Here is a 22,900-nt window from a genome sequence, read left to right as displayed (position 1 = left end):
TGAGGGCCGGGCACACATCGGCCTTGTCGAGGGCTAGGGGGCCCGCCGGGCGGCCCTGACCTTGCGCTGCCGGTGCCGCCGCCTCTCGTCCGCGACCTGGGCGCCCGCCTCGGCGGCGATCAGGTCGCGCAGCGAACGCGGCAGGATGTCCGATCGGGGAAGGGTGTCCCTGCGCCGGTCGATGAGCGGTGAACGCATCGGAATCTCCCTGGTGAGCGGTTGCCGTCCGGGATCAGGCCGCGGCGGTGCCGAGCCCCCGGTACGCCCGGGACACGGTGCTGAGCGCCCAGCGCATCCGGGCGCGGTAGATCTCGGGGTGGTCGCCCGCCTCCTGCGCGACGAGGGCGACGCAGCCGGAGCTGTCCCCGCCGCAGGCGCCGATCCGGTCGCGGATCGCCGCGCGGACCTGCTCGGCGGTGGGGCGGTCGGACTCCTGCAGCCCGCAGCAGAACAGGACTTCGGCCAGGTCGGAGGTGGTCATCGAGGTGAGGGTCGGCGTGTTCGACATCGTGTGCCTTCTTCCCGGGGAGGAGCCTCGGTCCCCTGCTGCCGGATACGACTCTGCCTCCAGCGCGAAGTAATCGCCATAGGGGAAAACCCCTAACCGCGGTGGGGTCATCCCCCGATCCGGGGGTTCCGGTCCGCGAATCCGCGGCCGAGTGCCGTCCGGAACGCGCGCACGGCCGGGTGGCCGCCGCCGCCCCGCCGGGACGCGGTGAACAGCCGCCGGGTCCGCTGCCGCGCCGGCAGCCGGACGACCGGCACCGTCGGCTGCTGCCCCGCCCACACCAGGCCGGGCAGCAGCGCCGCCGCGTGGCCGTGCTCCACCAGCCGCAGGTGGAGCAGCAGGTCGGTCGACTCGAACCGCACGTCCGGCTCGAACCCGGCCTCCCGGCACAGCCGCGTCGCCCAGTGCCGCGACGCCGTCCCGGGCGGCTCCAGGACCCACGGCACCCCCGCCGCCTTCCGCAACCCGCCGTCTCCCGCTCCGGCGCCGTCGGCGGGGAGGGCGAGGCGGATCTCGTCCTCGCCGAGCTCCTTGTACTCGACGCCCGCCGGGCGCGGTCCCGGCTCCCCCGGGTACTCCTCGGTGAGCACGAGGTCGAAGTCCCGTGCGAGCAGGGCGGGGAGCGCGCTCTCCGGCTCCCGCTGGGTGATCTCGATGCGCAGCCGCGGGTGGGCGGCGCGGAGCCGGGTCAGCGCGTCCGGGACGAGCGCGAGCGCCGCGGTCTGGAACGCGGCGACCCGCAGCACGCCCGTGAGGCCCTCCAGCGACGCCGCGAGGTCGGCCTCCGCGCGTTCGAGCCGCTCCAGCACCGCCTCGGTGTGCGCGACGAGGATCTCCGCCTGCGCGGTCAGCCGGACCCGGCGTCCCACCGGCTCCAGCAGCCGCACCCCCGCCTCCCGCTCCAGGACGGAGAGCTGCTGCGAGATCGACGACGGGCTGTACGACAGGGCCTCCGCCACGGCGGCGAGCGTCCCCCGGTGCTTCAGCTCGCGCAGCAGGCGCAGCCGGTGCAGATCCAGCAAGGCAGGCCCCATTCATCGGCTCGGCTGATGAACATCGCTCGAAAACATTCGCTGGACCGACCATAGACCGCTGCGGAAGCGTGGGTCCCATGGTCACCGCTCCCGCCCCGGCCCGCCGGTTCACCCGTCCCGCCGCCCGCGCCTGGACCTGCCCGCCCGCGCCGCACGGCGTAGCCGCCTTCCACCGGACGCTCCCCGGCCATGCCCCGACGCCGCTCGTGGAACTGCCGTCGCTGGCCGCCGACCTGGGCGTCCGCCGGCTCTTCGTGAAGGACGAGTCGTCCCGCCTCGGCCTCCCCGCCTTCAAGATCCTCGGCGCCTCGTGGGGGATCGCGCGGGCACTCCGCGACAGGTACCGGCTCCCGGACGCCTCGCTGGAGCGGCTGCGCGCGCGGGGCCCGGTCCGGCTCATCACGGCGACGGACGGCAACCACGGCCGCGCCGTGGCCGAGATGGCGCGGCTCCTCGGCGCGCCGGCCGACGTCTACGTCCCGTACGGCGTGCATCCCGCGGCGATGGCCGCGATCAAGGCGGCGGGCGCGGGCCTGACCGAGGTCCCCGGCCCCTACGACGAGGCGGTGCGGGCCGCCGCGAAGGAGGCCGCCGCCGACCCGTCGGCCCTGCTCGTCCAGGACACGGCCTGGCCCGGCTACGAACGCGTCCCCCGGTGGATCGTCGAGGGCTACTCCACCCTGTTCACCGAGATCGACGAGCAGCTGGCCGAGGCGGGTGCCGCGCCGGCGGGCCTGGTGGCCGTCCCAGTGGGCGTGGGCTCGCTCGCACAGGCGGCTGTGACCCACTACAGGTCGGGCCCGGCCCGGCCTACTGTCCTCTCTGTGGAGCCCGACGCCGCGCCCTGTGTGCTGGCGAGCCTTCACCACGGTGGGCCGCTGACCGTCGAGACGGGCTCGACCGCCATGGCGGGCCTCAACTGTGCGACGCCGTCCAGCCTGGCCTGGCCCGTCCTGCAGTCCGGCCTGGACGCGGCCGTGACCGTCACCGACCCCGAAACGGCCTGCGCCGCGCAGGACCTCGCTGCCCTCGGCCTGTCTGCGGGCCCGTGCGGAGCAGCTTCCCTAGCAGGAACCCGTATCGCCCTAGCCTCGCCCCACCGCCGCCACCTTGCCCCTGAGCACACCGAGACCGTCGTCCTGCTGAACACCGAGGGCCGAGCCGCAAACCCTTCCCTGCCCTGACCGGGCATGGGAGGTGCGTGGTGTCAGCTTCTTTCCAGTAGGCCGTCTAGGAGGGTTCGGCTGTCCTCAGGGGAGAGGGACGCTGCATGGAGGCGGTCCCAGGTGTTCTCGTAGGCGGCGGTCTCCATGGCCCTGGAGAGGTAGAGGGCGGTCGTCAGGAACTCGACGTAGACGACGTCCGGGATCTCCGCCTTCTCGAACAGCAGCATGGTGAAGGGCTGCTGGACGATCGGCGCCGCCGGGCTGCCGAGGGGGATGACCCTCAGCTGGCTTCCCGCCTGCTCGTTCGCGGCCGCCAGGCGTTCCAGCTGGCTGCGGACGGTGTCGCGGTCGCCCGTCAGCCGCCGCAGCGACGCCTCGTCGACCACGGCCGTGAACGTCCGGTGGACGGCGCGGTCGAACCGGCGGTTCATGAGGCGGACGTAGAGCCTCTCGTCGATCTCGGACGCGCCGGCCTGCAGGCTCCTGCTGCGCAGGCAGGCGCGCGCGTACTCCTCGGTCTGCAGCGCTTCGGGGATGCCGCCGGGGCTGTAGGCCCGGACGTGGTCGGCGTCCTCCTCCATGTCCAGGTACCGGTGCCGCCAGGACGGGACCATGTCGCCGTAGCGCCGCCATGACGCGCGCTCGGCGGCCTCCCGGGCGAGCCGGAGGAGGGGTTCGCGCTCGTCCTCGGCGACGCCGTAGAGAGCCAGCAGGTCGGCGACGTCCCGCTCCTTGACCGCCGCGCGCCCGAGCTCCATCCGGCTGATCTTCGAGGCGCTGCCCCGGATGAGGTATCCGGCGTCCTCGCGGGTGACGCCGCTCAGCACGCGCAGCCTGCGCAGTTCGGTGCCGAGGAGCAGGCGGCGCGCCATCGGCCCCCGGACGAGGCCGGTCGGCGGCTCCATGCCCTGCCCTGCGGTCAATGCGGCTCCAAGCTCTCGGACGAACTGCTGCCAGGGCGGACGTGGGCGCCGCGCACCGAGCATCCTACGCCGGAAACCGGCTCACGCGTGCAGATGCACGTGCATTTGAACAATCGAGCAATGCATGCACGTGCAGAGTGCCTTGCGGATGCACGAACGATGCAGGAGGATTGCGGGCGATTCGATGACCCTGACCGAAGGGTCGTCAAGACAGAAGTGGGCGGCCTCCCGTGGATCAGACAGGAGGCCGCCCTGGCCCGTCCCAGCAGTCGACGCAAGAGAAGGGCGTAGCTCATGAGGCTATCTCGGCGTGCTCGGAAGGAGCACGAACCCCCGGACGAGCCCGCGCGCTCACCCATGCGGTGGGCGCTGGTCCTGGCGCTCGTCCTCGGGCTGGCCGCCGCCGCCGCGTCCCGCCGGCATCGGGGCCGGCGCCACCGCGGGGCGCACCGCCACCGGCCCGCCGCGCACGATCACAGACTGGTGCCCAGAAGGGTGCGACGCCTGGCCCGCATCTGACCAGCGCCCGATCAGCGTCCAGCCGGTGTGCAGCCGGTGTCCGGAGTCGGCCTGGAGAGTCGGCTTGGACCTTTGTAGCGTGCTCTGTCGTTGAGCGGTTGGCGAGCGGGCACGCGTAGGCATCCGTACGGTGCTCGGGCGTTTCGAGGACGAAGCAGAGTCCATGGGACGCCCGAGGCGACGGATGCGGCGGCATCCGATCGAGATGACCAGATGCCGGGTCCCGTGCCGACGAGAGACGTTCTCCCCCGAGCGCCTCACGATGCAGCGATGCTGACAGTGCCGATGGTTACAGTGCGGATTGTTAAGGTGAGCGCGACATGGGCGAGGACGGGCGCGGCCGCGCGGACGGGCGCGGGCGCGAGTACCGGGTCGAGGAGCTGGCGGCCGAGGCGGGCGTGCCGGTCCGGACGCTGCGCTACTACCAGGAGCGGCGGCTGCTGCCCATGCCGCGCAGGCAGGGCCGGATCGCCCTCTACGACGACTCCCACCTGGAGCGGCTGCGCCTGATCGCGGACCTGCTCGACCGCGGGCACCGGCTGAGCGGCATCGGGGAGCTGCTCGCCGCGGCGGACGCGGGGCGCGGCGTCACCGAGCTGCTCGGCTTCGCGTGGGCGGCCGCCACCCCCTGGGCGGACCGGGCGCGGGCCGAGATCGCCATGGACGAGCTGACCGCGGCCTTCGAGGGCCGGCTGGCCCCGGAGCACATCGCGGAGGCGGTCGAGCTGGGGCACCTCACGGTGGCCGGCGACCGGGTCGTGATCAACAGCCCGCGGCTGTTCGACGCCGCCGTCCAGCTGGTGCGCGCCGGGATCCCGCTGCCCGCGATCCTCGCCATGAGCTGGGAGCTGGAGGCGGCGTTCGACCGGATGGCGTTCGGTTTCGTCCAGCTGGTCAGGGGGCATCTCCTGGACCGGCGGGACGGCGATCCGTCCCCGGCGGACCTGGACCGGCTCGCCGAGCTCGTGGCGCGGCTGCGCCCGATCGCCAGGACCGTCGCCGACGAGCATCTCGCCCGCGCGATGGACCGCCGGCTGACCAAGGACATTTCGGAAATCGGGCAGCGAATCCGGCCTACGCGCCGGTAACATACCCCTACCGCAGCCCCGCGGGATTGGTTACTCTCGGCCAACAGTCCCAGTCAGGACTGGGAGCGAGTCGTGAGGGGGTCGCACGGTGCCAGGGACGAACGACGGTCGGGCGGCGCTGTACCGGTTCCTCGCCGACCGGGCCGACGAGATCACCGCCGAGGTGGCCGGCGAGGTCGCCGCCCGCGTCCCCGCCTACACCCGGCTGGGCCCGGACGAGATCGCGAACCTCGTCACGGAGGCCATCGCGGTCTACTCCGGCGCCCGCGAGGCGCGCGCCGTGCTGCCGGTGTTCCGCGCGCTCGGCGCCGGCGAGGCGTGCGCCGGGCACGACGTCCGCCACTTCGAGTCGGCGCTGCGCACCGCCGCGCGCGTGCTCGTCCGCCGCACGGCCGGCGCGGCATCCCGCCTCTACCCGCCGACGGCCGAGTTCATCGCGGTCATGCGGACCGCGTTCACCGCCGAGAGCGCGATCGTCGAGGCCGCGATCGACGGCCACCGCCGCGCGACGCGCCCCGCCGTGGCGCGCCGCCTCTACCCGCTGCTCAGCGACAACTAGCCGCGCGACGACCTCCCTGACCGGGCGTGTGCGCCACGGCCCGGTCGGGGATGTCGTCCTTCCGCGGCTAGCGGTGCACGACGGCCCGCTCGTTCGGGACGCAGTGGGTCATCTTCAGGCCGCTGACGTCGCGGGACCCGTTCCTGCCGAGGTTCGCGAGCCGCTGCCCGTCCTCGTCGGTGAGGGTCTGGCCGGGCAGCGGGTCCAGGTGCTCGACGTCCTCCGGCTTGATGCCGAGGCCCTCGCCGACGCGCAGCCCGAGGTCGTCATCGACGAGCAGGAAATGCCACACCATCCGCTCCTGGACCGGACGCGCGCACTGCGAGATGAGATCCACGAAATTGTGGACGAGGTCGTCGCGCTCCCATTCCTCCATGAGGCAGTAGCGCTGGCCGGCCTGCTTGTAGTCGTTCGCCCGCGCGATGCGCATGCGGGTCAGCCGGCCCCGGATCTCCGGGCCCTGCTCGTCATGGGTCGGGTACTGGCCCTCGCGCAGCCCGCCCGTGATGGACGGCTCGTAGTTCACGTGCGGGTTCTCGCCGCCGCCGTCCACGTAGTACGCCATCTCGCCGTCGCGCTGGTTCGTCCGCACCTTCGCGCCCTTGGCCTGGTTGACGGGCAGTTGCAGGTAGTTGGGGCCGACGCGGTGGCGCTGGGTGTCGCTGTAGGAGAACGTCCGCCCGACGAGCATCTTGTCGTCGGAGAAGTCGAGGCCGTCCACCAGGACCCCGGTGCCGAAGGAGATCTGCTCGTTCTCGGCGAAGTTGTTGTCGACGTTCCGGTCCAGGACGATCCGGCCGACCGGCTTCGGCGGGAAGTCGTTCTCCGGCCACACCTTGGTGTCGTCGAGCGGGTCGAAGTCGAGTTCCGGATGCTCGTGGTCGTCCATCATCTGCACGACCAGCTCCCATTCCGGGAAGTCGCCGCGGTCGATGGCGTCGTGCAGGTCCTTCGTGGCGTGCCCGAGGTCGCCGGCCTGCACGTTGGCCGCGTCCTCCCCGGTCATGCTCCGCACGCCCTGTTTCGGGATCCAGTGGTACTTGACGAGCTTCGTCTCGCCCGTCGCGTTCACCCACTTGTAGGTGTTCACGCCGAAGCCCTGCATGTGCCGGTAGTCGGCCGGGATGCCGCGCGGGCTGAACAGGTTGACGAGCATGTGCATCGACTCGGGCGTCTGCGACATGAAGTCGAAGATGCGCGCCGGCTCCTGCCGGAACGTCACCGGGTCCGGCTTGAGGGCGTGGATGACGTCGGGGAACTTGATGGCGTCCCGGATGAAGAACACCGCCAGGTTGTTGCCGACGAGGTCCCAGTTGCCGTCCTCCGTGTAGAACTTGATGGCGAATCCGCGCGGGTCGCGGGCCGTTTCCGCGGAGTCCCGGCCGCCGATGACCGTGGAGAAGCGCAGCGCGATGGGGGTGCGCTTCCCGGCGCCCTGGAACAGCTTCGCGCGGGTGTAGGTCTCGATGGGCTCATCGCCCCATTTCCCGTACGCCTCGAAGAAGCCGTAGGACGTCACGCCGCGCGCGTGGACGACCCTTTCCGGGATCCGCTCCCGGTCGAAGTGGCTGATCTTCTCCAGGAACTGGTAGTTCTCCAGCGTGGCCGGGCCCCGGGATCCGACCGTCCGCTGGTTCTGGTTGTCGTAGACCGGGTGGCCCTGCCGGTTGGTCAGTACCGGACGATCGTCCCCCGGCTGCGGCCCCATGCTCGATACGTCCGTCACGACGCGCTCTCTCCTCTCCACCACTGCTTCGGGTGCGCACCTACCCGAAAAGGAGCAATTGAACGGCCCGGAACAGGTAAACCCCGGGATCACGCCGTCCCCGCTCGTCGGCAGGCCCAGGTGGGTCTGGGGGCGGGGTTTGCCATGGCTCAGGGCCGTGGAAAGGATGTGGCCGGTGATCCCCATTTACACGACCGACACGGTTCCCATCGACGGGAGCCCGCCGGTGACGCACGCCTGGCCCGTCTGGACCGTGGCGACGGACATCGGGCAGGGGCTTGAGTCGCTCGCCATGTCGGCGGCCTCGCGCGGTGCGCATGCCGTTGTCGGGCTGCGGTTCGCGACCTTCTCCAGCCACGTGATGGTGGACCGCTACGCGTTGATGGGGACCGCCGTCGTCCTGGGCGGCGACCCGGGGCCGCCGCCCGCGTGAGCCCGGCCGGTCAGGCGCGGAGGGCGGCGGTGAGGTCGTCCAGGTAGCGGGAGACGGGGCCGAGGGTGAGGACGCCGCTGCCTGCGCCCGCCAGTTCGCCGGCGGCAGGGGCCAGGGCGTCGTGGGCGCGCCGCATCGTCTCGCGGTCGTCCACGGCGAGGGCGGCGGTGGCGATCAGGCACCACAGGGCCTCGAACAGCAGGTCGTGCGGCGGGTCCGGGACGTCCCGGAGTGCGGCCGCGGACTCGTCCGGACGGCCGCGCGCCAGCAGCACCAGGGGACGGGCCCACGGCTGGTAAGGCCCCCAGTCGGCCGGGTCGGTCTGGGCGGGCTGCCGGTGCTGGACGCGCAGGCAGAGGAGCGCCAGCGGCAGGAGACCGTCCTCCAAGCCCGGCATGCCGGAGCCCCGCATGCGTTCGGCCGCGTCCCGGTAGGCCGCCTCGGCCTCGGCCATGGGGGCGCCGGACGCGGCGAGCCGCATCGCGCGGTACCAGGTGGTGAACACGCCCACCAGCGGACGTTCATGGTGCTCGGCCAGCCGTCCGGCGGCGGCCGCGTGCTCGTCGGCGCCGGCGAAGTCGGCGAGCGCGCCGCGCGCCTGGAGCCGGATGAGGTGCCCGAGCACCTCGTAGGTCGCGAGGTCGTGCCGGGCGGACAGCTCGACCAGCTCGGCGCCGATCGCGTCCCGCCGGGAGGCCAGGCCGGCGCGCTCGAAGGTCTGCATGTAGACGCCGTTCAGCGCGAAGGCGAGCAGCGCCGGGTCGTCCAGGCCGCGGGCGATCGCCTCCGCCTCCCGGGCCGCCTCGCGCGCCCGCGGCGTGCCGGTGCCGCGCGACTCCAGCGCGATCGTGGCCAGCAGCCGGGCCCGCGCGGCGGCGCGGCCCGGCGGGAGCGCGGCGAGGGTCCGCTCGGCCGCCGCCGCGACCTGGGCGGCCTGCCGCGGGTCGTCCGACCGGGTCCAGTTCGCCGGGACGTCGTACGCGCCGATGACCCGCGCGGTGAGGTCGGCGTCGCCGAGCTCCTCCGCCGCCAGGATCGCCGGCAGCCGCTGCTCGCGGGCCGCCTCCAGGCCCCCGCCGCCGGTCATCGCGAGGTTGCGCAGGATGCCCACGGTCGACTCCAGCCGGGCCCGCGCTCCGGTCGCCACCGTGCGGTCGTACGTCTCGGCCGCCTTCGCCCATACGCGCGTCGCCGCATCCTGGGCAGGGGCCAGGCGGTCGGCCTGGCGGAGGATGTCCTCCTCTAGGCGACGCAACTCCGGGCCTGGGTCGACCCCCAGTTGCTCTACGAGGAGGCCGCGCGCTCGGCGAAGCACTGCGAGCGCGTCGCCCTGACGGCCGGTGCGGTAGAGGGCCAGGGCCAGCAGGCGCCACGCGTCCTCCCGCCAAGGGTGCTCGGCGACGTGCGCGTCGAGGTCCGGGACGGCGTCGGCGGCGAGGCCCAGGGCTAGCAGTGCCTCCGCCCGCCGCTCGGCCGCGCGCAGCCGCAGCTCCGCCAGCCGGGACCGCTCCGCGCGCGCCCACGGCTCGTCGGCGAACTCGGCGTAGGCGGGTCCGCGCCACCAGCCGAGCGCCTCGTCCAGCGCGGCGAGCAGCTCGGACGCGGGACGGCCGGCCGGGGGACGGCCGTTCGCGGATCGGCCGGTCGCGGGACGGCCGGTCTCGGTCACGGCGTCCTCGAAGCGCCAGGCGTCCACCCCGTCCGGGCCGGGGCGCAGCGCGTACCCGGGGCCCTCGGTCACCAGCAGCCGGGACGGCGTCCGGGGCGGACGGCCGGGTTCCAGGACGCGCCGCAGCGCCGCCACGAAGGTACGGACCGCCCCGACCCCGTCCGAAGGGGGATCGATCCACAGGTCGTCCACCAGAAGGGACACCGGGACGACGCGTCCGCGCGCGATGATCAGCCGGGCCAGGACGGCGCGGTGCCGCGGCCCCTTCAAGGCGATGGTGTTCCCGTCGCCGTCCCAGGCCGTGACCGGCCCGAGTACCCCGAACAGGACGTCCACCCAAGCCACCGTATAGCGCGCTCATCGGATGCTCATTGGCGGCGGGCAACCTGAGGTCATGGCAAACATCAACGGATTCGAATACAAGCGCGTCCCCGTCGCGGACGGCGTCTCCCTGAACGTGGCCGTCGGCGGGTCGGGCTCGCCTATCGTCCTTCTGCACGGCTTCCCGCAGACCCACCTGATGTGGCGGCACGTCGCCCGCGACCTTGCCGCCGACCACACCGTCATCGTCCCCGACCTCCGTGGATACGGGGAGAGCGACAAGCCGGAAGGCGCCGACGCCGACTACTCCAAGCGGACCATGGCCGCCGACATCGTCGCCTTGGCCCGCGCCCTGGGCCACGAGCGGTTCGCGCTGGCCGGGCACGACCGCGGCGCCCTCGTCGCCTTCCGTGCCGGTCTCGACCACCCCGACACCATCACCCACCTGGCCATCCTGGACGTCCTGCCCACCCTGGACATGTGGGACGTCATGCACGGCACCACCGCCGCCGTCGGCTTCCACCTCTACCTGATGGCCCAGCCGCCCGGCCTCCCCGAGCAGCTGATCGCCGGCGCCCCGGACGCGTTCTTCGGCCACTTCCTCGACCTGTGGGCGAACGACCCGTCCGCGATCCCGCCGGACGTCCGCGCCGCCTACCTGGACGCCTGCCGCGCCGCGATCCCGTCGATCGTCGCCGACTACCGCGCGTCCGCCACGATCGACGTCGACCAGGACACGGCCGACCGCGACGCGGGCAACCGGCTGCGGATGCCCGTCACCGTCCTCCAGCAGGACTGGGGCGCCGCGCTCGGCTACGACGCCGTGGCCCTCTGGCGCGCCTGGGCGTCCGACCTCCACCACGCCACCGTGACCTGCGGCCACTTCATGGCCGAGGAGGACCCGGCGGAGATCGCGAAGTCCCTTCGCGCGCTGATGGCCCGCTAGGACGTCCGGGCGGCGTCGCAGCGCCCGGACGCCGAGCACGGGCCGCGCCCGGTGCAGGTCTGAACGATCAGCGCCGGGCGCGGCCCGTGCCGGTCGTCGCCGGAGACCCGGCGGCGGCCAGAGTTCCGCGAACCAGGGCGGTCACCAGGGCGGGCCGCCCTGCGTTGCCGCCCACACCCACACATAGAGGATGAATCCGAACGCCGCCAACCCCAGGAGCATCTCCCAGTTGAGCGGTGCGCTGTGTCCCCGTCTACGGGCCATGGTCATCGTCCGTTCGTCCGGTGGCGTCCCCGTCGACCGCTCGTGTAGCCGGACAATCGGCCCTTTAAGCCCAGTGAACGGCAAACAGCACCCTTCTCACTGGAAGTGCGCGTCTCACTGGAAGTACCTATCGAAACCCTGCGCGAGGGAGTCGGCCATGCGCTGCCGGAACGAGGCACTGGACATCTTGGCCGCGTCGCCCGCGTTCGCCATGTTGCCGCACTCGATGAACGCGGCCGGGACCGTGGACAGGTTCAGCCCGCCGAGGTCGTCGCGCCGGTCCAGGCCCTCCTTCCCGACGTAGGTGGCGAAGGGGAGGCCGGTCCCGGCGTGGAAGGCGTCGCGGATGTCCAGGCCCAGCCGGCGGGACGCGTCCACGATGCCCTTGTTCTCGCCGACCGGCGCCGGGACTATCACATGGAACCCGTGCCCGGACGCGGCGGCGCCGTCGGCGTGGATCGACAGCGCCGCGTCCGCGTGCAGCCGGTTGGCGGTCGCCGCGCGCTCCGTGATGCACGGCCCGACGCCGGTGTCGTTCTCGCGGGTCAGCGTGACCTTCGCGCCCTCGTCCCGCAGCCTGCGCGCGAGCCGGTTCGCCACGTCCCAGGTGAAGGCGTGCTCGGCGTAGCCATCGGGCGTGCTCGTCCCGACCGTGTTGCACGGCTTGCGGCCGTTCCCGATGAAGACCTGCTTGTTGATCACTTCCGGATGGGACGCGTTGCCGCCGTTGTGACCGGGGTCGAGCACGATCACCTTCCCGCTCACCGGCGACGCGGCGCGGGTGCCGGACGCGCTCGTCTTCGGCGTCCCGCCCGTCGGTGTGCCGCTCCCCGGCGTGCCTTCGCCGGACGTCCCGTTGTCCGACCCTCCGCCGCACCCGGCCAGCACCAACCCGACGCTCAGCGCCATCCCGGCCACGAGGCCGCTCCCGAACCACCGCACAAGCCCGCCTCCCCCGATGACCTGCTCGCCCTGATGCACTCAGAGTAACCGTGCGGGTTCGTTCCGGATTGGGCAGGTCGGTTCGGTGACGGCTCGCGCGCGCTTGGGACGCCGAAGCGGGACGTCCCCCCGAGGACGTCCCGCCACGTGTGCTCGTCGGTGCCGGCTAGCTCTTGGTGAACTGGGCGATGGCGCCGAGGACCACCGCGTCGGCGAGGAAGCCGATGTGGGTCTGGCAGGCGACGTAGTGGTTGTTCGCGCCGTCCAAGCGGGTGCTGGTGTAGGGGATGATGATGCCGTCGCACGGCGAGTACCAGGTGGCGTACTGCGTGCTGCCGGGCGTCTCGTCCCCCGCGCTGATCTGCTGGATGAAGGACGAGCCCGGGAGCATCTGGCGGCACGTCTCGAAGATGGTGCACGCGGTGGCGTACGTCGTCCCGTGGTTGGCGCCCGCGATCGACGCCAGGTGCGCCACGTTCGGGTTGCCGTTCAGGACCTTCAGGTAGTACTGGCTGACCAGGCCGCCCATGGAGTGGTTGACGATGTCGACCTGCGACGCGCCGGTCCGCGACTTCACCTGGTTCACGTACGACGCCAGCCCGGCGGCGTTCTGCTTGTTGTCGCCGTAGGAGTTGTACTCGTAGGCGAACAGCTGGTCGCTGCTGTAACCGGCGGCGCGGAACACCGACATGGCCGTGACCCAGTTGGACGCGCTGCCGGTGTAGCCGTGCACGAAGACGACGGGCCGCGGTCCGGCGGCGTTGGCCGGTGCCGCGAGGCCGAGCCCGAACGTCGCCAGCGCCGCGCAGAGCGCGATGAGCGACCCGAGGACCCGTTTCATGAAGCCTCCAGGGGTGGGGGGAACCGAACCCCTGAACTGTGACCCGGCGCGGCGCCGCACGCATCGGCGAAATCACCGGCCTTGACCGATCCGGCGGGGCGGCCGCGTTTCCCGGGGGGTGACCTCAGGCGGGCGTTGGGCGAGGTCTCAGATGGACCAGATGAGGCCCTTGGCGGTGCCTCCGGTGACCCGTCCCGTGCCGGTGCCGTGCTGGATGACCTGGAACCGGACCCGGCGGCCGTTGCCCACGACGTCCGCCGCCACGTCGTGATGCAGGAACGTCGCCCCGTCGAAGGCGACGTGCTCGGAGGTCGACCCGACCTCGACGCTGCCGTCGGAGTCGGCGCGCTCGATCACCCGCGCCTGGAGCCGCGTGCCCCGCGCCAGCCCCTCGACGCGGACGTTCGCGACGAGGGCGTACTGGGCGGGCCCTTCGATGAAGGACGGGCCGCCCGCGTTCCGGTGGTGGTGCGCCGAGTCGGAGTACTCGTCGTCCCAGCGGACCGTCACCCACTCGCCGGGCGGCAGGTCCTGCGCCGCGGCCATCCCGACGGACACGTAGTCCGGCGTGTCGCCGTCGCCGGAGCCGCCGCCGGAACCGGAGGCGGGCATCCCGGCCCGCACCCACGCGTACAGCTGGTCGCCGGGGCAGCTCGTGGCGTACACGTCCCGGTGCCCGAGCTTCTTCAGGCCGCCGCCCTTGCGGCGGACCGCCTCGTCGTAGACCGCCCGGATGGACCGCTTGGCCGCCGCGGTCGCGTCGCCGTCCCGTCCGATCATGCAAACGCCGATGCCGGACGAGTTGTGGCCCGGCGCGTGCGCGCCGACCGTCAGCCAGCCGCGCCCCTCGTAGATGCGGCCCTTGACGTCGACCAGGAAGTTGTAGCCGATGTCGGCCCAGCCGTTGCCGTCCATGTGGAAGTCCTGGATGGACCGCACCGTCTGCGTGGTGGGGCCTTCGGAGTAATGGACGACGAACTCGGTGCGGGCCCCCCACGAGACCGTCGAGCGGGACCGCGGAGCGCGGGCTCCCCACTCCTTCCGGCTGATGATGTCCACGGTCGGCCTCCATACGGATTCAGAACGTGACACGAGAGCCTAGGCCCCTTGTCCCCGGCTTTCATCTGGAACGGCTGGATACGCCTCTGGAGCGGGCGTGACGGGAGGTGTGGGGGCGAGCGCCCTCTTGAGTACAAACAGTGAACGGATGATTACGAAGAGGCTCGGACGGGCAGGTGGGGAAGGACGGCCTGCCTCGGCGACGGGCGGCCGCCGGTTTCGGGGAGGCGCCACATGGCCGGCCAGTCGGAGGGGACGACGCCAAGGGTTCGTGTGCTCCGGCTACTGCTCTGGTGGCCGCCCCTCTTCGCCCTCTGGATGCTGTTCGTCGGTGAATGGTCCTGGCTGAACGCCGTGTGGGGAGCGGCCATGGCGCTTGTAGCCGCGGTAAGCGCCTTGCTGGTCAGCGAGGAAGGGCTGCTGGACGCGCGCGGACGCTGGGCCTGGTGCCGCGAGCTCGGCGCGGCCACGGTCGCGATGGTCGTGGACTTCTCGATCGTCGTCCGCGTGCTCGCCGCGTCCGTCGCCACCGGACGGCGCGAAGTGGGCACCTTCCGGGAGGACGCGAGCGAGGCCGGCCACGGCCCCGTGCCCTCGGGACGCCGGGCCTGGGTGCAGCTGGTGGCCACCTGGTCACCGAACTGCTACGTCCTCGACATCTCACCCGAAACAGGACGGCGATTGCTCCACGACCTGCGACCGGACCGCCGATCGGAGCGTCCGTCGTGACCGCGACCCGGCCCCTGTTCCTCCTCGCGGCGGCCGTCCTCCTCGCCGGATGGCTGCCGCTGCTGGTCGTCGGCCTCCGCGCCAAGGCGATCGACGGCGTGGCCGCCCTCCAAGCGGTCGGAGCGCAGGCGACGCTGGTGCTGATCTGCCTCACCACCGGGCTGCAGCAGTCGTCCTTCTCCTCCCTCGCGCTGATCACCGCCGTCTGCGTCGTCGTCAGCGGCCTGGTCTTCGCCCGCTTCCTGGACCGGCTGCCGTGAGCGCCGCCGAAGTCGCCGCGCAGGTGCTGCTCTGGGCCGGGGTGGCCGCCCAGCTCGCGTGCTGCGTCGGCGTCTGGTGGATGCGCGACGTCTTCGACCGGCTGCACTACACCGCCGCGTCCGCCACCGTCGGACCGGCGCTCATCGGCACGTCCGTGGTGGTGACCGGCGGCGCGGGATCGGTGTCCAGCACGGTCGAGGTCGTCACCGCGGCCGCCGTGCTCCTTCTGCTCAGCCCAGTGGTCACCCACGCGGTCGGACGCGCGGCACGGCGCATGCTGCACGACCGCGAGGCCGGCTCATGACCGCCGCGGCGCTCACGACCGTCCTGCAGGCGATCGCGCTCACCCTCGCCGGCGTCCTGGCCGTGGGGACGGTGCTGGTCCGCGACCCGCTGCGCCAGGTCGTCGTCTTCAGCCTGTTCGGGCTGTCGCTCGTCATGGTGTTCGCGCTGCTGATGGCGCCGGACGTGGCGATCGCGGAGATCGCGGTGTCGTCGATCGGCGTTCCGATGGTGCTGCTGCCCGTCATCTACAAGACCCATGGCGGGGGAAAGGGATGAAGGCGCGGTGGCGGCGGGTGCTGGTGCTGCCCCCGCTCGCGGCGATCCTCAGCGTCCTCATCTGGGGCTACACCGGCCTTCCGGACTTCGGCGCCCGAATCGGCGAGTACGGCCGTCTCATCAACCAGAACGCCCAGGGGCAGCGCCACATCACCAACTTCGTGACCGCCGTGATGTTCGACTACCGCGGCATGGACACGATGATCGAGGAGTTCATCCTCTTCACGGCCGTGATGGGCCTCGTCCTGCTGCTGCGGTCGAGCCGCGAAGCCGCCACCGGACGTCCGCCCCCTGACAACGTCACCAGCGACGCCGTCCGCACCGTCGGCGGTGTGCTCGCTCCCGTGCTGCTGCTGTTCGGCCTGTGGGTGATCAGCTTCGGATACATCACTCCCGGCGGCGGGTTCCAGGGCGGAGTGCTCGCGTCCGGCGGCGCGCTGCTGCTGTGGCTGGCAGGCGGCCACCGCCAGTTCCGCCGCCTTGCGCCGACCACCCTGCTCGACGCGACCGAGGGGCTGGGTGCCGCCGCCTACGTGGCACTGGGTTTCCTGGGGCTGACCGCAGGCGCCGCCTTCCTGACGAACACCCTCCCCCTGGGGTCGGCCGGGACCCTCGCCTCCGGCGGTACGACCGCCGCTCTGAACTGGGCCGCCGGTGTAGAGGTCACAGCCGCCTTCGTCCTCATCTACCGCGAGTTCATCGAGGAGTACACGCAGCCGTCCGACGCCAGGGCGGACCAGTGATCTACTACCCGTACGTGGTCGCCGGGGTGCTGTTCGTCGCCGGCCTGTACGGGGTGGCGACCAGCCGGAGCTACATCCACCTCGGCGTGTGCCTGAACATCATGCAGTCGTCCACGTACCTGCTGCTGCTGGCGGTCGGCTACCGCAGCGGGGCGTCGCCACCCGTCACCAAGGGGCAGGCACCGGGCACACCGCTCACCGACCCGGTGGTCCAGGCCCTCACCCTCACCGACATCGTGGTGAGCGTCGTCGTCCTCGCGCTGGTCCTGTCCCTGGCCCTGCAGGCGCACCGGCACGCCGGGACGGTGGACCCGGAAGAGATGCGTCCGACCCGCGGATGAACCAGCTCGTTCCCCTCGCCGTCGCGCTGCCGCTGGTCTGCGCCGCGCTCCTGGCCGCCGTGGGCCAGCACCTGCCCCGCCTGCTCCCGGACGCGATCGCCATCGCCTGCGCCGCCGCCGTGACCGGCATGAGCCTGGCCCTCACCCTGCACTCGACCGACGGCACGATCGTCTACTGGTTCGGGGGCTGGTCTCCGGTCCAGGGCGGGTTTCCCTGGGGGATCGGCTTCGTCGTCGATCCGCTGGCCGCTGCGGAGGCGACCCTGGCGGCGGCGGCCGTCCTCGGTGCGCTGGTGTTCTCCTGGGGGCATTTCGAGAACATCCGCCATCTCTTCTACTCGCTGATGTTGGCCTTCCTTGCCGGCATGGTGGGGTTCGTTCTGTCCGGGGACCTGTTCAACATCTTCGTGTTCCTGGAGCTGATGAGCGTCGCTGCGTACGCGCTCAGCGGCTACCACGTGAAGCGTCCGGAAGTGCTGCAGGGCGCACTGGACTTCGCCATCCTCAACACCATCGGAACGCTGACCCTGCTGATGGGGATCGGCGTCCTCTACGGGCGGACCGGCAACCTCAACCTCGTCGGCATCGGCACGGCGCTGGAGCAGCATCACCCGTCCGGGCTGTTGGTGCTTGCGCTCACCTTCATCACGGTCGGATTCCTGGTGAAGGCGGGGACCGTCCCCTTCCACTTCTGGCTGACGGACGCCTACAGCGTGGCCACCGCCCCGGCAGCGGCCATCTTCACCGCCGTGATGAGCGACCTGGCGTACGACGTGTACTCCCGCGTCCACGCCACCGTCTTCGCCCCGACGCTCGGCGACGACGACGCCGTACGCCACGCGTTGCTGGGCCTGGCGCTGCTCAGCGCGGTCCTGGGCGCCGTCATGTGCTTCCTGGAAGCGGACCTGAAACGGCAGCTGGCGTTCATGACCGTCAGCAATGGCGGTGTGGTGCTGGCGGGCATTGCGATGCTTACGGCTGAGGGTCTGGCGGGCTCGGTCATGTACATCATCACCGCCGGCTTGTTGCGGGGCGCGCTGATGCTGTGCCTGGGAATGCTGATCGTGCGGCTGGGTTCGTCGGACGAGACGGTTTTGCATGGCCGTGGCCGCGCGGGTCCCTTTGCGCTGGCAGTGCTTCTGACCATTTGTGCTGCGGGTTTGGCGACCCCTCCCGGCTTCGGCCCGTTCCAATCCGCGACTCTTGTTTACGACGCGCTGGCAAGCGCCGGCTATGCGTGGGTGGCGCCTGTTCTGGCCGTCTGCATAGCGATCAGCGCGGCGGCGGTACTGCGTGCGGCGGCCCGCATCTTCCTGGGCTGGGGTCCCGCTGAGGATCCGACCCTGACCAGCCAGGAAACCGAACCCCATCGTGTCGACGGCCACCACCGCCTATGGCCTTTGATCGCGCCCTTGCTCCTGGCAGCCACCGGCTACTTCCTGGCCTTCACTCCTGACCTGCCTGCTCACGCGATAAAGGCGGCAGCCGACCTGCACGACCACGCGTCCCATGCCCGCCTGGTGACCCAAGGCATCGCACCGCCGCCTCGTCCTCTCCCCGAACACGACATCCCTTTGCGCGACTGGCTCTACGGGGCGCTCTCCTTCGCGGGGGCCTTCCTATGCGCGGCGGTCGGTCTCTGGTGGCAACGCCTTCCGACTCGCCTTCAAAAACCGCTACGGGCATGTAGCAGGCCGCCGATCATCGCGGTGAAGACCGTCCACAGCGGCAGCATCGGCGACTACACGACCTGGCTGATCGCGGCGACCGCAACCCTTGCTCTGGCCTGGGCCGCCACCCTCTGAGCGCCGCGGGTCTGTCGTCCGCTTGGGGTGGGACGGCCCGGTCGTCGTTGCCGTCGACCGAGCCGCCCTCGTGTCAGCGGAAGTGGTTCTCCTTCAGCTCGACGACCCAGGCGCGGCGTTCGGCGATCTTGCCGTCGCGCATGACGAACACCTCCGCCATGGACATGCGCATCTCGCCGCCCGCGGCCCGCTTCACCGTCCCGGTCATCTCCGCCATGACGACGTCGTCCTGCTCGACCATCCGGACGACCTCCAGGTGCGGAGGGTTGACGAACTCCGGCGGCCCGTCGATGGCCTTGTCGTAGGCGTCCTTGCCGGTCAGGTGGAAGCCGCCGAAGACCGTCCACTCGATGTCGTCGGTCAGGCAGGACAGGATCTGCGCGTGATCGTTCTTGCGGAAGCCGTCGATGTACCTGGTGACGGTGTCGGTGTTGCGTGACATGTCGGTCCTTCCCGGTTCGGGTGCGTTGCGGAGGCCGTCGGCCGTTGGCGGACGGCGCCCTCCCGAGTAGGTCGGAGCGCCCGAGGCATCCTCGACATCACTCTGGCGATCAGAAGCCGGTTTTTTGGTCGGTTGAGTGCGGCGTTGTCATTTGTCCGGCCGGGTCAGCGGCCTGTCAGCGGTTGGACTTCGCGCGTTCGTAGTGGCGGGCGGCTTTGGCGCGGTTGCCGCAGATGGCCATCGAGCACCAGCGGCGGGTGCCGCTCTTGGTCGCGTCGAAGAAGTACAGCACGCAGTCGGGATGCGCGCAGTGCTTGACGCGTGCGGGGGCCTCGGTCGTGAGCCGGAGGTAGTCGGTGGCGGCCAGCCAGGACGGAAGCCATGCGGGGTCGTCGGTCCGCGGATGCTCTTCCCGTCCGTTGGGGCCTAGCCGGTAGTGCAAGGCTCCGTGCTCAAGGACGTGGTTGAACGCGTCCACCGTTTCCGGGGACGGGTGTTCGGCGAGGAGCGCGTGAAGAATCTCGCGCGTCTCCACCGTGGCGTCGAGCGTCGCCCGGTCGGCCACAGCCCGATCGTCCAGCCCTGCCGAACGCAGCCAGATGGCCAGGCCGTCGGTGGAGTCGAGCAGGTCGCGATGGACGCGATCGTCCACCCACAAGGTGTTGACGAGGTCCAGGCTGAGCGGCTCCCCGACCAGCAGCCGAGGGTCCGCGCTCTCCTGCCGCTGCACACCGCGTTCCTGCTGCACGGTGCGGATTCTACCCACCTAACGCACCTTAGCCGGTTGACGATCATTTTATAACCGTCTATGTTTCGATAGACAGTTAGCCGAGCCTGGGCGTGCCGCCCGGGGGTTAGTGAGGTGCGTCATGGAGACAGCCGCCATCAAGGCACTGCAAACGGGACACGTCGGGCTGAACGTGAACGACCTGGACCGGTCGCTGCCCTTCTACCTGCGCGTTTTCGGATTCGAGGTCCAGGCGGAGAGCAAGGACCCGAGCCGCCGCTGGGCCTTCCTCGGACGGGACGGTCGGCTGGTGCTGACCCTGTGGGAGCAGAGCGACACCACGTTCGCGACCCGCTCGGCGGGCCTGCACCACCTGTCGTTCCAGGTCGAAACGATCGACGAGGTGATGGCCGCCGAACGGGTGCTGCGCGACCTGGGCGCCGAGCTCGTCCACGACGGCGTCGTCCCGCACGGCGAAGGCGTCTCGTCCGGCGGGATCTTCTTCACCGACCCCGACGGGACGCGCCTGGAGATCTACGTGCCCACCGGCGCCGACACCGCCCCCGCGCCCAGCGGGGCCGCCCCGACCTGCGGTTTCTTCTAGCACCTCACCCGGAAGGAGGCCGCTGTGGCGGTCGACGTCTACCACGAGGGCGAACGGGCCGCCCAGCGGCGCGCCGGTCTGCTCGACCAGGGCGGGTTCTCCGCACGCGCCATCCGTACGGAGATCCCTGAGGTGGCGCGGAAGTTCCTGCTCCAGCAGCCGATGCTGGTGCTCGGCGCCGCCGACACCGACGGACGGCTATGGGCGACGCTGCTCACCGGGCAGCCCGGCTTCCTGCACGCCGAGGACGCCGGCACGCTCACCATCGATGCCCGTCCTGGTGTTGGGGACCCGCTCTATGAGCGACTTCGCACCCCTGCGCCGGTCGGGATGCTCGCGATCGAACCGTCCCGGCATCGCCGGATGCGGCTGAACGGGCAGGCCGTACCTACCGAGCATGGCTTGCACGTCAAGCTCGATCAGGTGTACTCGAACTGCCCCAAGTACATCCAGAAACGGGAGCATGAGTGGGACCTGGCCACTGCTCCTGGACGTCCTCAACGTTCTGGAACCCTCACCAGCGACCAGCAGCGGTGGATCGGCGGTGCGGACACGTTCTTCATCGCCACCTCCGACAGAGAGGGCAACGCCGACGCCTCCCACCGCGGCGGCAACCCGGGATTCATCGAGGTGGTGTCGCCGACAGTGCTGCGCTGGCCCGACTATGTCGGCAACGCCATGTTCAACACGCTGGGCAATCTGGAGGTGAATCCGCGAGCTGGGCTCCTGCTCCCCGACTGGCGCACGGGTGCCGTCCTGCACCTGACCGGCACGGCCCGCACCGACTGGGATCCCGAGAACGCCGCCGCCGTGCCGGGCGCTGAACGACTGGTCGAATTCACCGTCACCGACGTCATCGAGATCGCCGACGCCGTCCCTCTCCGCTGGAGCGACGCCGTTTCTTCTCGCTTCAACCCGCCCGTCCTCCAGCGTCGGGACGGCTCGTGATCCGTTGTCTCAGGGATCACGAGCCGTCCTGAAGCGGAGACCTTCGGCGCGACGTCCCTACCCGTGGACGGCGTACGCCCGGATCACGGTCTGGTCGACGACACCCGCGACGGCCGTCCGCAGAGAGACGAAGCCCGCCTTCGGATTCGTCAAGGTCGCCGCCCAGGCATCGCCCTTGCGTGTCACCCCGACGGCCTTCCAGGTCTTGCCGTCATCGGACGAAGCCCACAGCTTCGGCTTGGCGGTGCCCGTGTGGTCGGTCGTCATGGTGATCTGCTGGCGAGCCCCTGCTCTGGCCCTTGACTGCGCGTCGAGCGGAGTGCGGAAGCTGAGGGACGGCAAGGCGATGACCTTGTCGTCCCGGACGGTGAAGTGCCAAACGGCGTGCTGGCGTACGGCGAGCGGCGAGAAGGGGGAGGCGCGCTTCTCGTCCACGGTGAGGCTGTACTTGCCCGGCTTCGGCACTGGCCATCCCCAGGCGGCGCCTGGGGCGTCGTAGGAGTAGACCGTCTTCCCGTTGGCGTCCCGCAGGACGGAGGTACCGGACGCCCCGGGGTACGGCGCCATGAAGCTCCTGCCCGCGCTCGTCGAATGCATCCCGATGGTCAGCGCCGGTTCCCCGCCCTCGTACTCGCCCCAGATGACGCGTCCGCTGCGGGGACTGAACGGGGCGGGGGTCAGGCGACGCTGGTACGAGCCCGGCTTAGCGAAGCGCTCACCGCGCGTCCAGATCTCCGTGGTGCCTTCCTCGAAGCCGCAGCCTGGCTCGGTGTTCATCCAGTCGATGTCCCACGCGATGCCGGGCGAGTAGTACTCGGTACGAGTGCCGGGTGCGGCACCCACTCCGGTGAAGAAGCCCATGGTGATGCCGCCGTCCGGCCAGGACGGCAGGGCATGACCGCCGACGCATGCCGGACTTCCCTCGGTCCCGTACGCGGTCTTCACCGCGGCCATGTCCTTGGTGCGGACTCTCAGTGTCGGCTTTTGCGGCACCCCGTCCGAGACCCGGCTCGCCACGTTGTAGACGTACGGGCTGCCGCTCTCGGCGCCCTTGCGGGTGAAGACGGCTTGGAGGTCGAGCGCCAGTCCCGGCATGGAACCGGTCGGCGTGATGTAGGCGTTCTTGATCGACATCATCGCCGACGTGACGACGGGCTGGCCTGCGATGTCCTGGACGATCCGCACGTCCCCATCGAGGAGGTCGGCATCGGTGCGATCGACCGTTGCCGTGATGGGCTTTGCGTTGCGCGCGTCGAGCAGGACCTTGGTGGCCTCATTGATCGTCACACTGGGCCGGTAGACGAGGGCCGACGACGTCTCACCATTCGCTTCAACAGTGCTGACACGGGTCAGCACCGCATACTGACCCGCCGGGACCTCCCCTTCGGCGTGGCCGTCCACCAGATCGGCGTAGAACGGCTCGTCTCCGGTGAGCGGGTACAGCAGAACACCCGTCTCGCTGGCCGGCTTGCCATGTCGATCAAGCACATCGAGCGTGACTCGGACCCCCGCTTCGGCGTTCAGCCGTCGTGCCTTCGCCGGGCGAGGCTCCCCCTTGCTCACGGCCTCGCCTCGCAGCCCGTGCGGATACCGCTCCCGAACGTCCTGCGAAATCTGCGGCGCCACCTGTGCGGTAGCCGCGACCTGACCTGCGCTCACCCGCTCCGGACCGCTCAGCACCCCCGCGCCCAGCGCCCCCGCCACGACGGCCGTGACCGCCGTAGCGCCCACGACCAGGCTC

The 22,900-nt window shown here is 71.2% G+C and carries 27 protein-coding genes; 15 read left to right on the top strand and 12 right to left on the bottom strand.

The window, feature by feature from the left end:
- Positions 1 to 33: 33 nt before the first annotated feature.
- From ETD96_RS44470 to ETD96_RS07430, 3 genes are all read right to left on the bottom strand, one after another.
- Positions 34 to 198, bottom strand: coding sequence for a hypothetical protein (locus ETD96_RS44470; protein WP_171068908.1), 165 nt, complete (start codon positions 196 to 198; stop codon positions 34 to 36).
- A 34-nt stretch (positions 199 to 232) separates the two neighbouring features.
- On the bottom strand, positions 233 to 508 hold the full coding sequence (locus tag ETD96_RS07435; protein ID WP_138635539.1) for a hypothetical protein: 276 nt from the start codon (positions 506 to 508) through the stop codon (positions 233 to 235).
- A gap of 107 nt (positions 509 to 615) precedes the next feature.
- Positions 616 to 1,530, bottom strand: coding sequence for a LysR substrate-binding domain-containing protein (locus ETD96_RS07430; RefSeq protein WP_138635538.1), 915 nt, complete (start codon positions 1,528 to 1,530; stop codon positions 616 to 618).
- Positions 1,531 to 1,619: 89 nt separating this feature from the next.
- Between ETD96_RS07430 and ETD96_RS07425 the strand changes: the two genes are divergently transcribed.
- Positions 1,620 to 2,726 (top strand): pyridoxal-phosphate dependent enzyme, encoded by a 1,107-nt coding sequence (locus ETD96_RS07425; RefSeq protein WP_138635537.1) that lies wholly within the window; start codon positions 1,620 to 1,622, stop codon positions 2,724 to 2,726.
- A gap of 23 nt (positions 2,727 to 2,749) precedes the next feature.
- On the opposite strand, the gene ETD96_RS07420 is transcribed toward ETD96_RS07425, so the two are convergent.
- Complete coding sequence (locus tag ETD96_RS07420) at positions 2,750 to 3,631, bottom strand: helix-turn-helix domain-containing protein (RefSeq protein WP_171068907.1); 882 nt, start codon at positions 3,629 to 3,631, stop codon at positions 2,750 to 2,752.
- Positions 3,632 to 3,925: 294 nt separating this feature from the next.
- On the opposite strand from ETD96_RS07420, the gene ETD96_RS07415 reads away from it, so the two are divergent.
- The 3 genes from ETD96_RS07415 to ETD96_RS07405 all read left to right on the top strand — a co-directional run bounded on the left by ETD96_RS07415 (position 3,926) and on the right by ETD96_RS07405 (position 5,797).
- Complete coding sequence (locus ETD96_RS07415; RefSeq protein ID WP_138635535.1) at positions 3,926 to 4,150, top strand: hypothetical protein; 225 nt, start codon at positions 3,926 to 3,928, stop codon at positions 4,148 to 4,150.
- A 320-nt stretch (positions 4,151 to 4,470) separates the two neighbouring features.
- Positions 4,471 to 5,238 (top strand): MerR family transcriptional regulator, encoded by a 768-nt coding sequence (locus ETD96_RS07410; RefSeq protein ID WP_138635534.1) that lies wholly within the window; start codon positions 4,471 to 4,473, stop codon positions 5,236 to 5,238.
- Positions 5,239 to 5,326: 88 nt separating this feature from the next.
- Positions 5,327 to 5,797, top strand: a complete 471-nt coding sequence (locus ETD96_RS07405; protein ID WP_138635533.1) for a PucR-like N-terminal domain-containing protein — start codon at positions 5,327 to 5,329, stop codon at positions 5,795 to 5,797.
- A 67-nt stretch (positions 5,798 to 5,864) separates the two neighbouring features.
- Here ETD96_RS07405 and ETD96_RS07400 read toward each other — a convergent pair whose 3' ends face one another.
- Positions 5,865 to 7,523 (bottom strand): catalase, encoded by a 1,659-nt coding sequence (locus ETD96_RS07400; RefSeq protein WP_138635532.1) that lies wholly within the window; start codon positions 7,521 to 7,523, stop codon positions 5,865 to 5,867.
- Between the two features lie 175 nt (positions 7,524 to 7,698).
- Here ETD96_RS07400 and ETD96_RS07395 point away from each other — a divergent pair, with 175 nt between their 5' ends.
- Positions 7,699 to 7,956: a YbjQ family protein gene (locus ETD96_RS07395; protein WP_138635531.1), complete on the top strand. Its 258-nt coding sequence runs from the start codon at positions 7,699 to 7,701 to the stop codon at positions 7,954 to 7,956.
- Between the two features lie 10 nt (positions 7,957 to 7,966).
- Here ETD96_RS07395 and ETD96_RS07390 read toward each other — a convergent pair whose 3' ends face one another.
- The gene (locus tag ETD96_RS07390; RefSeq protein ID WP_138635530.1) at positions 7,967 to 9,961 is read right to left on the bottom strand and encodes an AfsR/SARP family transcriptional regulator; all 1,995 of its coding nucleotides are present in this window, start codon (positions 9,959 to 9,961) and stop codon (positions 7,967 to 7,969) included.
- A gap of 58 nt (positions 9,962 to 10,019) precedes the next feature.
- Here ETD96_RS07390 and ETD96_RS07385 point away from each other — a divergent pair, with 58 nt between their 5' ends.
- Complete coding sequence (locus ETD96_RS07385) at positions 10,020 to 10,892, top strand: alpha/beta fold hydrolase (RefSeq protein WP_138635529.1); 873 nt, start codon at positions 10,020 to 10,022, stop codon at positions 10,890 to 10,892.
- A gap of 378 nt (positions 10,893 to 11,270) precedes the next feature.
- Here ETD96_RS07385 and ETD96_RS07380 read toward each other — a convergent pair whose 3' ends face one another.
- From ETD96_RS07380 to ETD96_RS47890, 3 genes are all read right to left on the bottom strand, one after another.
- Entirely contained in the window at positions 11,271 to 12,137 is an 867-nt protein-coding gene (locus tag ETD96_RS07380) for an N-acetylmuramoyl-L-alanine amidase (RefSeq protein ID WP_240807345.1), read from the bottom strand.
- A gap of 127 nt (positions 12,138 to 12,264) precedes the next feature.
- Positions 12,265 to 12,939 carry an esterase/lipase family protein gene (locus ETD96_RS07375; protein ID WP_138635528.1) on the bottom strand — a complete coding sequence of 225 codons (675 nt, stop codon included), beginning with the start codon at positions 12,937 to 12,939 and terminating at the stop codon, positions 12,265 to 12,267.
- A 147-nt stretch (positions 12,940 to 13,086) separates the two neighbouring features.
- A complete protein-coding gene (locus ETD96_RS47890; protein WP_138635527.1) occupies positions 13,087 to 13,998 on the bottom strand; it encodes an N-acetylmuramoyl-L-alanine amidase in 912 nt (303 codons plus the stop codon).
- Positions 13,999 to 14,367: 369 nt separating this feature from the next.
- Between ETD96_RS47890 and ETD96_RS07365 the strand changes: the two genes are divergently transcribed.
- Genes ETD96_RS07365 through ETD96_RS07340 form a run of 7 tightly spaced genes read left to right on the top strand, consistent with a single transcriptional unit; the run spans position 14,368 to position 18,438 of the window.
- Positions 14,368 to 14,727 (top strand): hypothetical protein, encoded by a 360-nt coding sequence (locus ETD96_RS07365; protein ID WP_138635526.1) that lies wholly within the window; start codon positions 14,368 to 14,370, stop codon positions 14,725 to 14,727.
- A complete protein-coding gene (locus tag ETD96_RS44465; protein ID WP_171068906.1) occupies positions 14,724 to 14,987 on the top strand; it encodes a monovalent cation/H+ antiporter complex subunit F in 264 nt (87 codons plus the stop codon). The genes ETD96_RS07365 and ETD96_RS44465 overlap by 4 nt, the downstream gene beginning before the upstream one ends.
- Positions 14,984 to 15,292 carry a monovalent cation/H(+) antiporter subunit G gene (locus tag ETD96_RS44460; protein ID WP_171068905.1) on the top strand — a complete coding sequence of 103 codons (309 nt, stop codon included), beginning with the start codon at positions 14,984 to 14,986 and terminating at the stop codon, positions 15,290 to 15,292. The genes ETD96_RS44465 and ETD96_RS44460 overlap by 4 nt, the downstream gene beginning before the upstream one ends.
- A complete protein-coding gene (locus ETD96_RS07355; protein WP_138635524.1) occupies positions 15,289 to 15,549 on the top strand; it encodes a Na(+)/H(+) antiporter subunit B in 261 nt (86 codons plus the stop codon). Before ETD96_RS44460 ends, ETD96_RS07355 begins: the two co-directional genes overlap by 4 nt.
- Positions 15,546 to 16,292 (top strand): MnhB domain-containing protein, encoded by a 747-nt coding sequence (locus tag ETD96_RS07350; protein ID WP_138635523.1) that lies wholly within the window; start codon positions 15,546 to 15,548, stop codon positions 16,290 to 16,292. Before ETD96_RS07355 ends, ETD96_RS07350 begins: the two co-directional genes overlap by 4 nt.
- Complete coding sequence (locus tag ETD96_RS07345; RefSeq protein WP_138635522.1) at positions 16,289 to 16,633, top strand: sodium:proton antiporter; 345 nt, start codon at positions 16,289 to 16,291, stop codon at positions 16,631 to 16,633. Before ETD96_RS07350 ends, ETD96_RS07345 begins: the two co-directional genes overlap by 4 nt.
- The gene (locus ETD96_RS07340; protein ID WP_138635521.1) at positions 16,630 to 18,438 is read left to right on the top strand and encodes a complex I subunit 5 family protein; all 1,809 of its coding nucleotides are present in this window, start codon (positions 16,630 to 16,632) and stop codon (positions 18,436 to 18,438) included. The genes ETD96_RS07345 and ETD96_RS07340 overlap by 4 nt, the downstream gene beginning before the upstream one ends.
- Before the next feature lie 73 nt (positions 18,439 to 18,511).
- On the opposite strand, the gene ETD96_RS07335 is transcribed toward ETD96_RS07340, so the two are convergent.
- A complete protein-coding gene (locus ETD96_RS07335) occupies positions 18,512 to 18,880 on the bottom strand; it encodes a nuclear transport factor 2 family protein (RefSeq protein ID WP_138635520.1) in 369 nt (122 codons plus the stop codon).
- A gap of 175 nt (positions 18,881 to 19,055) precedes the next feature.
- Entirely contained in the window at positions 19,056 to 19,628 is a 573-nt protein-coding gene (locus ETD96_RS07330; RefSeq protein WP_240807343.1) for a CGNR zinc finger domain-containing protein, read from the bottom strand.
- Between the two features lie 121 nt (positions 19,629 to 19,749).
- Between ETD96_RS07330 and ETD96_RS07325 the strand changes: the two genes are divergently transcribed.
- Positions 19,750 to 20,211 carry a VOC family protein gene (locus ETD96_RS07325; RefSeq protein WP_138635519.1) on the top strand — a complete coding sequence of 154 codons (462 nt, stop codon included), beginning with the start codon at positions 19,750 to 19,752 and terminating at the stop codon, positions 20,209 to 20,211.
- A 24-nt stretch (positions 20,212 to 20,235) separates the two neighbouring features.
- The gene (locus ETD96_RS07320) at positions 20,236 to 21,159 is read left to right on the top strand and encodes a pyridoxamine 5'-phosphate oxidase family protein (protein WP_138635518.1); all 924 of its coding nucleotides are present in this window, start codon (positions 20,236 to 20,238) and stop codon (positions 21,157 to 21,159) included.
- Between the two features lie 57 nt (positions 21,160 to 21,216).
- On the opposite strand, the gene ETD96_RS07315 is transcribed toward ETD96_RS07320, so the two are convergent.
- The coding region (locus ETD96_RS07315) for a hypothetical protein (protein ID WP_171068904.1) at positions 21,217 to 22,900 on the bottom strand (1,684 nt) is incomplete at its 5' end.

It is taken from the genome of Actinomadura geliboluensis (assembly GCF_005889745.1).
GTDB classification, from domain to species: Bacteria; Actinomycetota; Actinomycetes; order Streptosporangiales; family Streptosporangiaceae; genus Spirillospora; species Spirillospora geliboluensis.
Note: the sequence above shows the minus strand (reverse complement) of the source record. Positions and strands in the feature narration are given on the sequence as shown.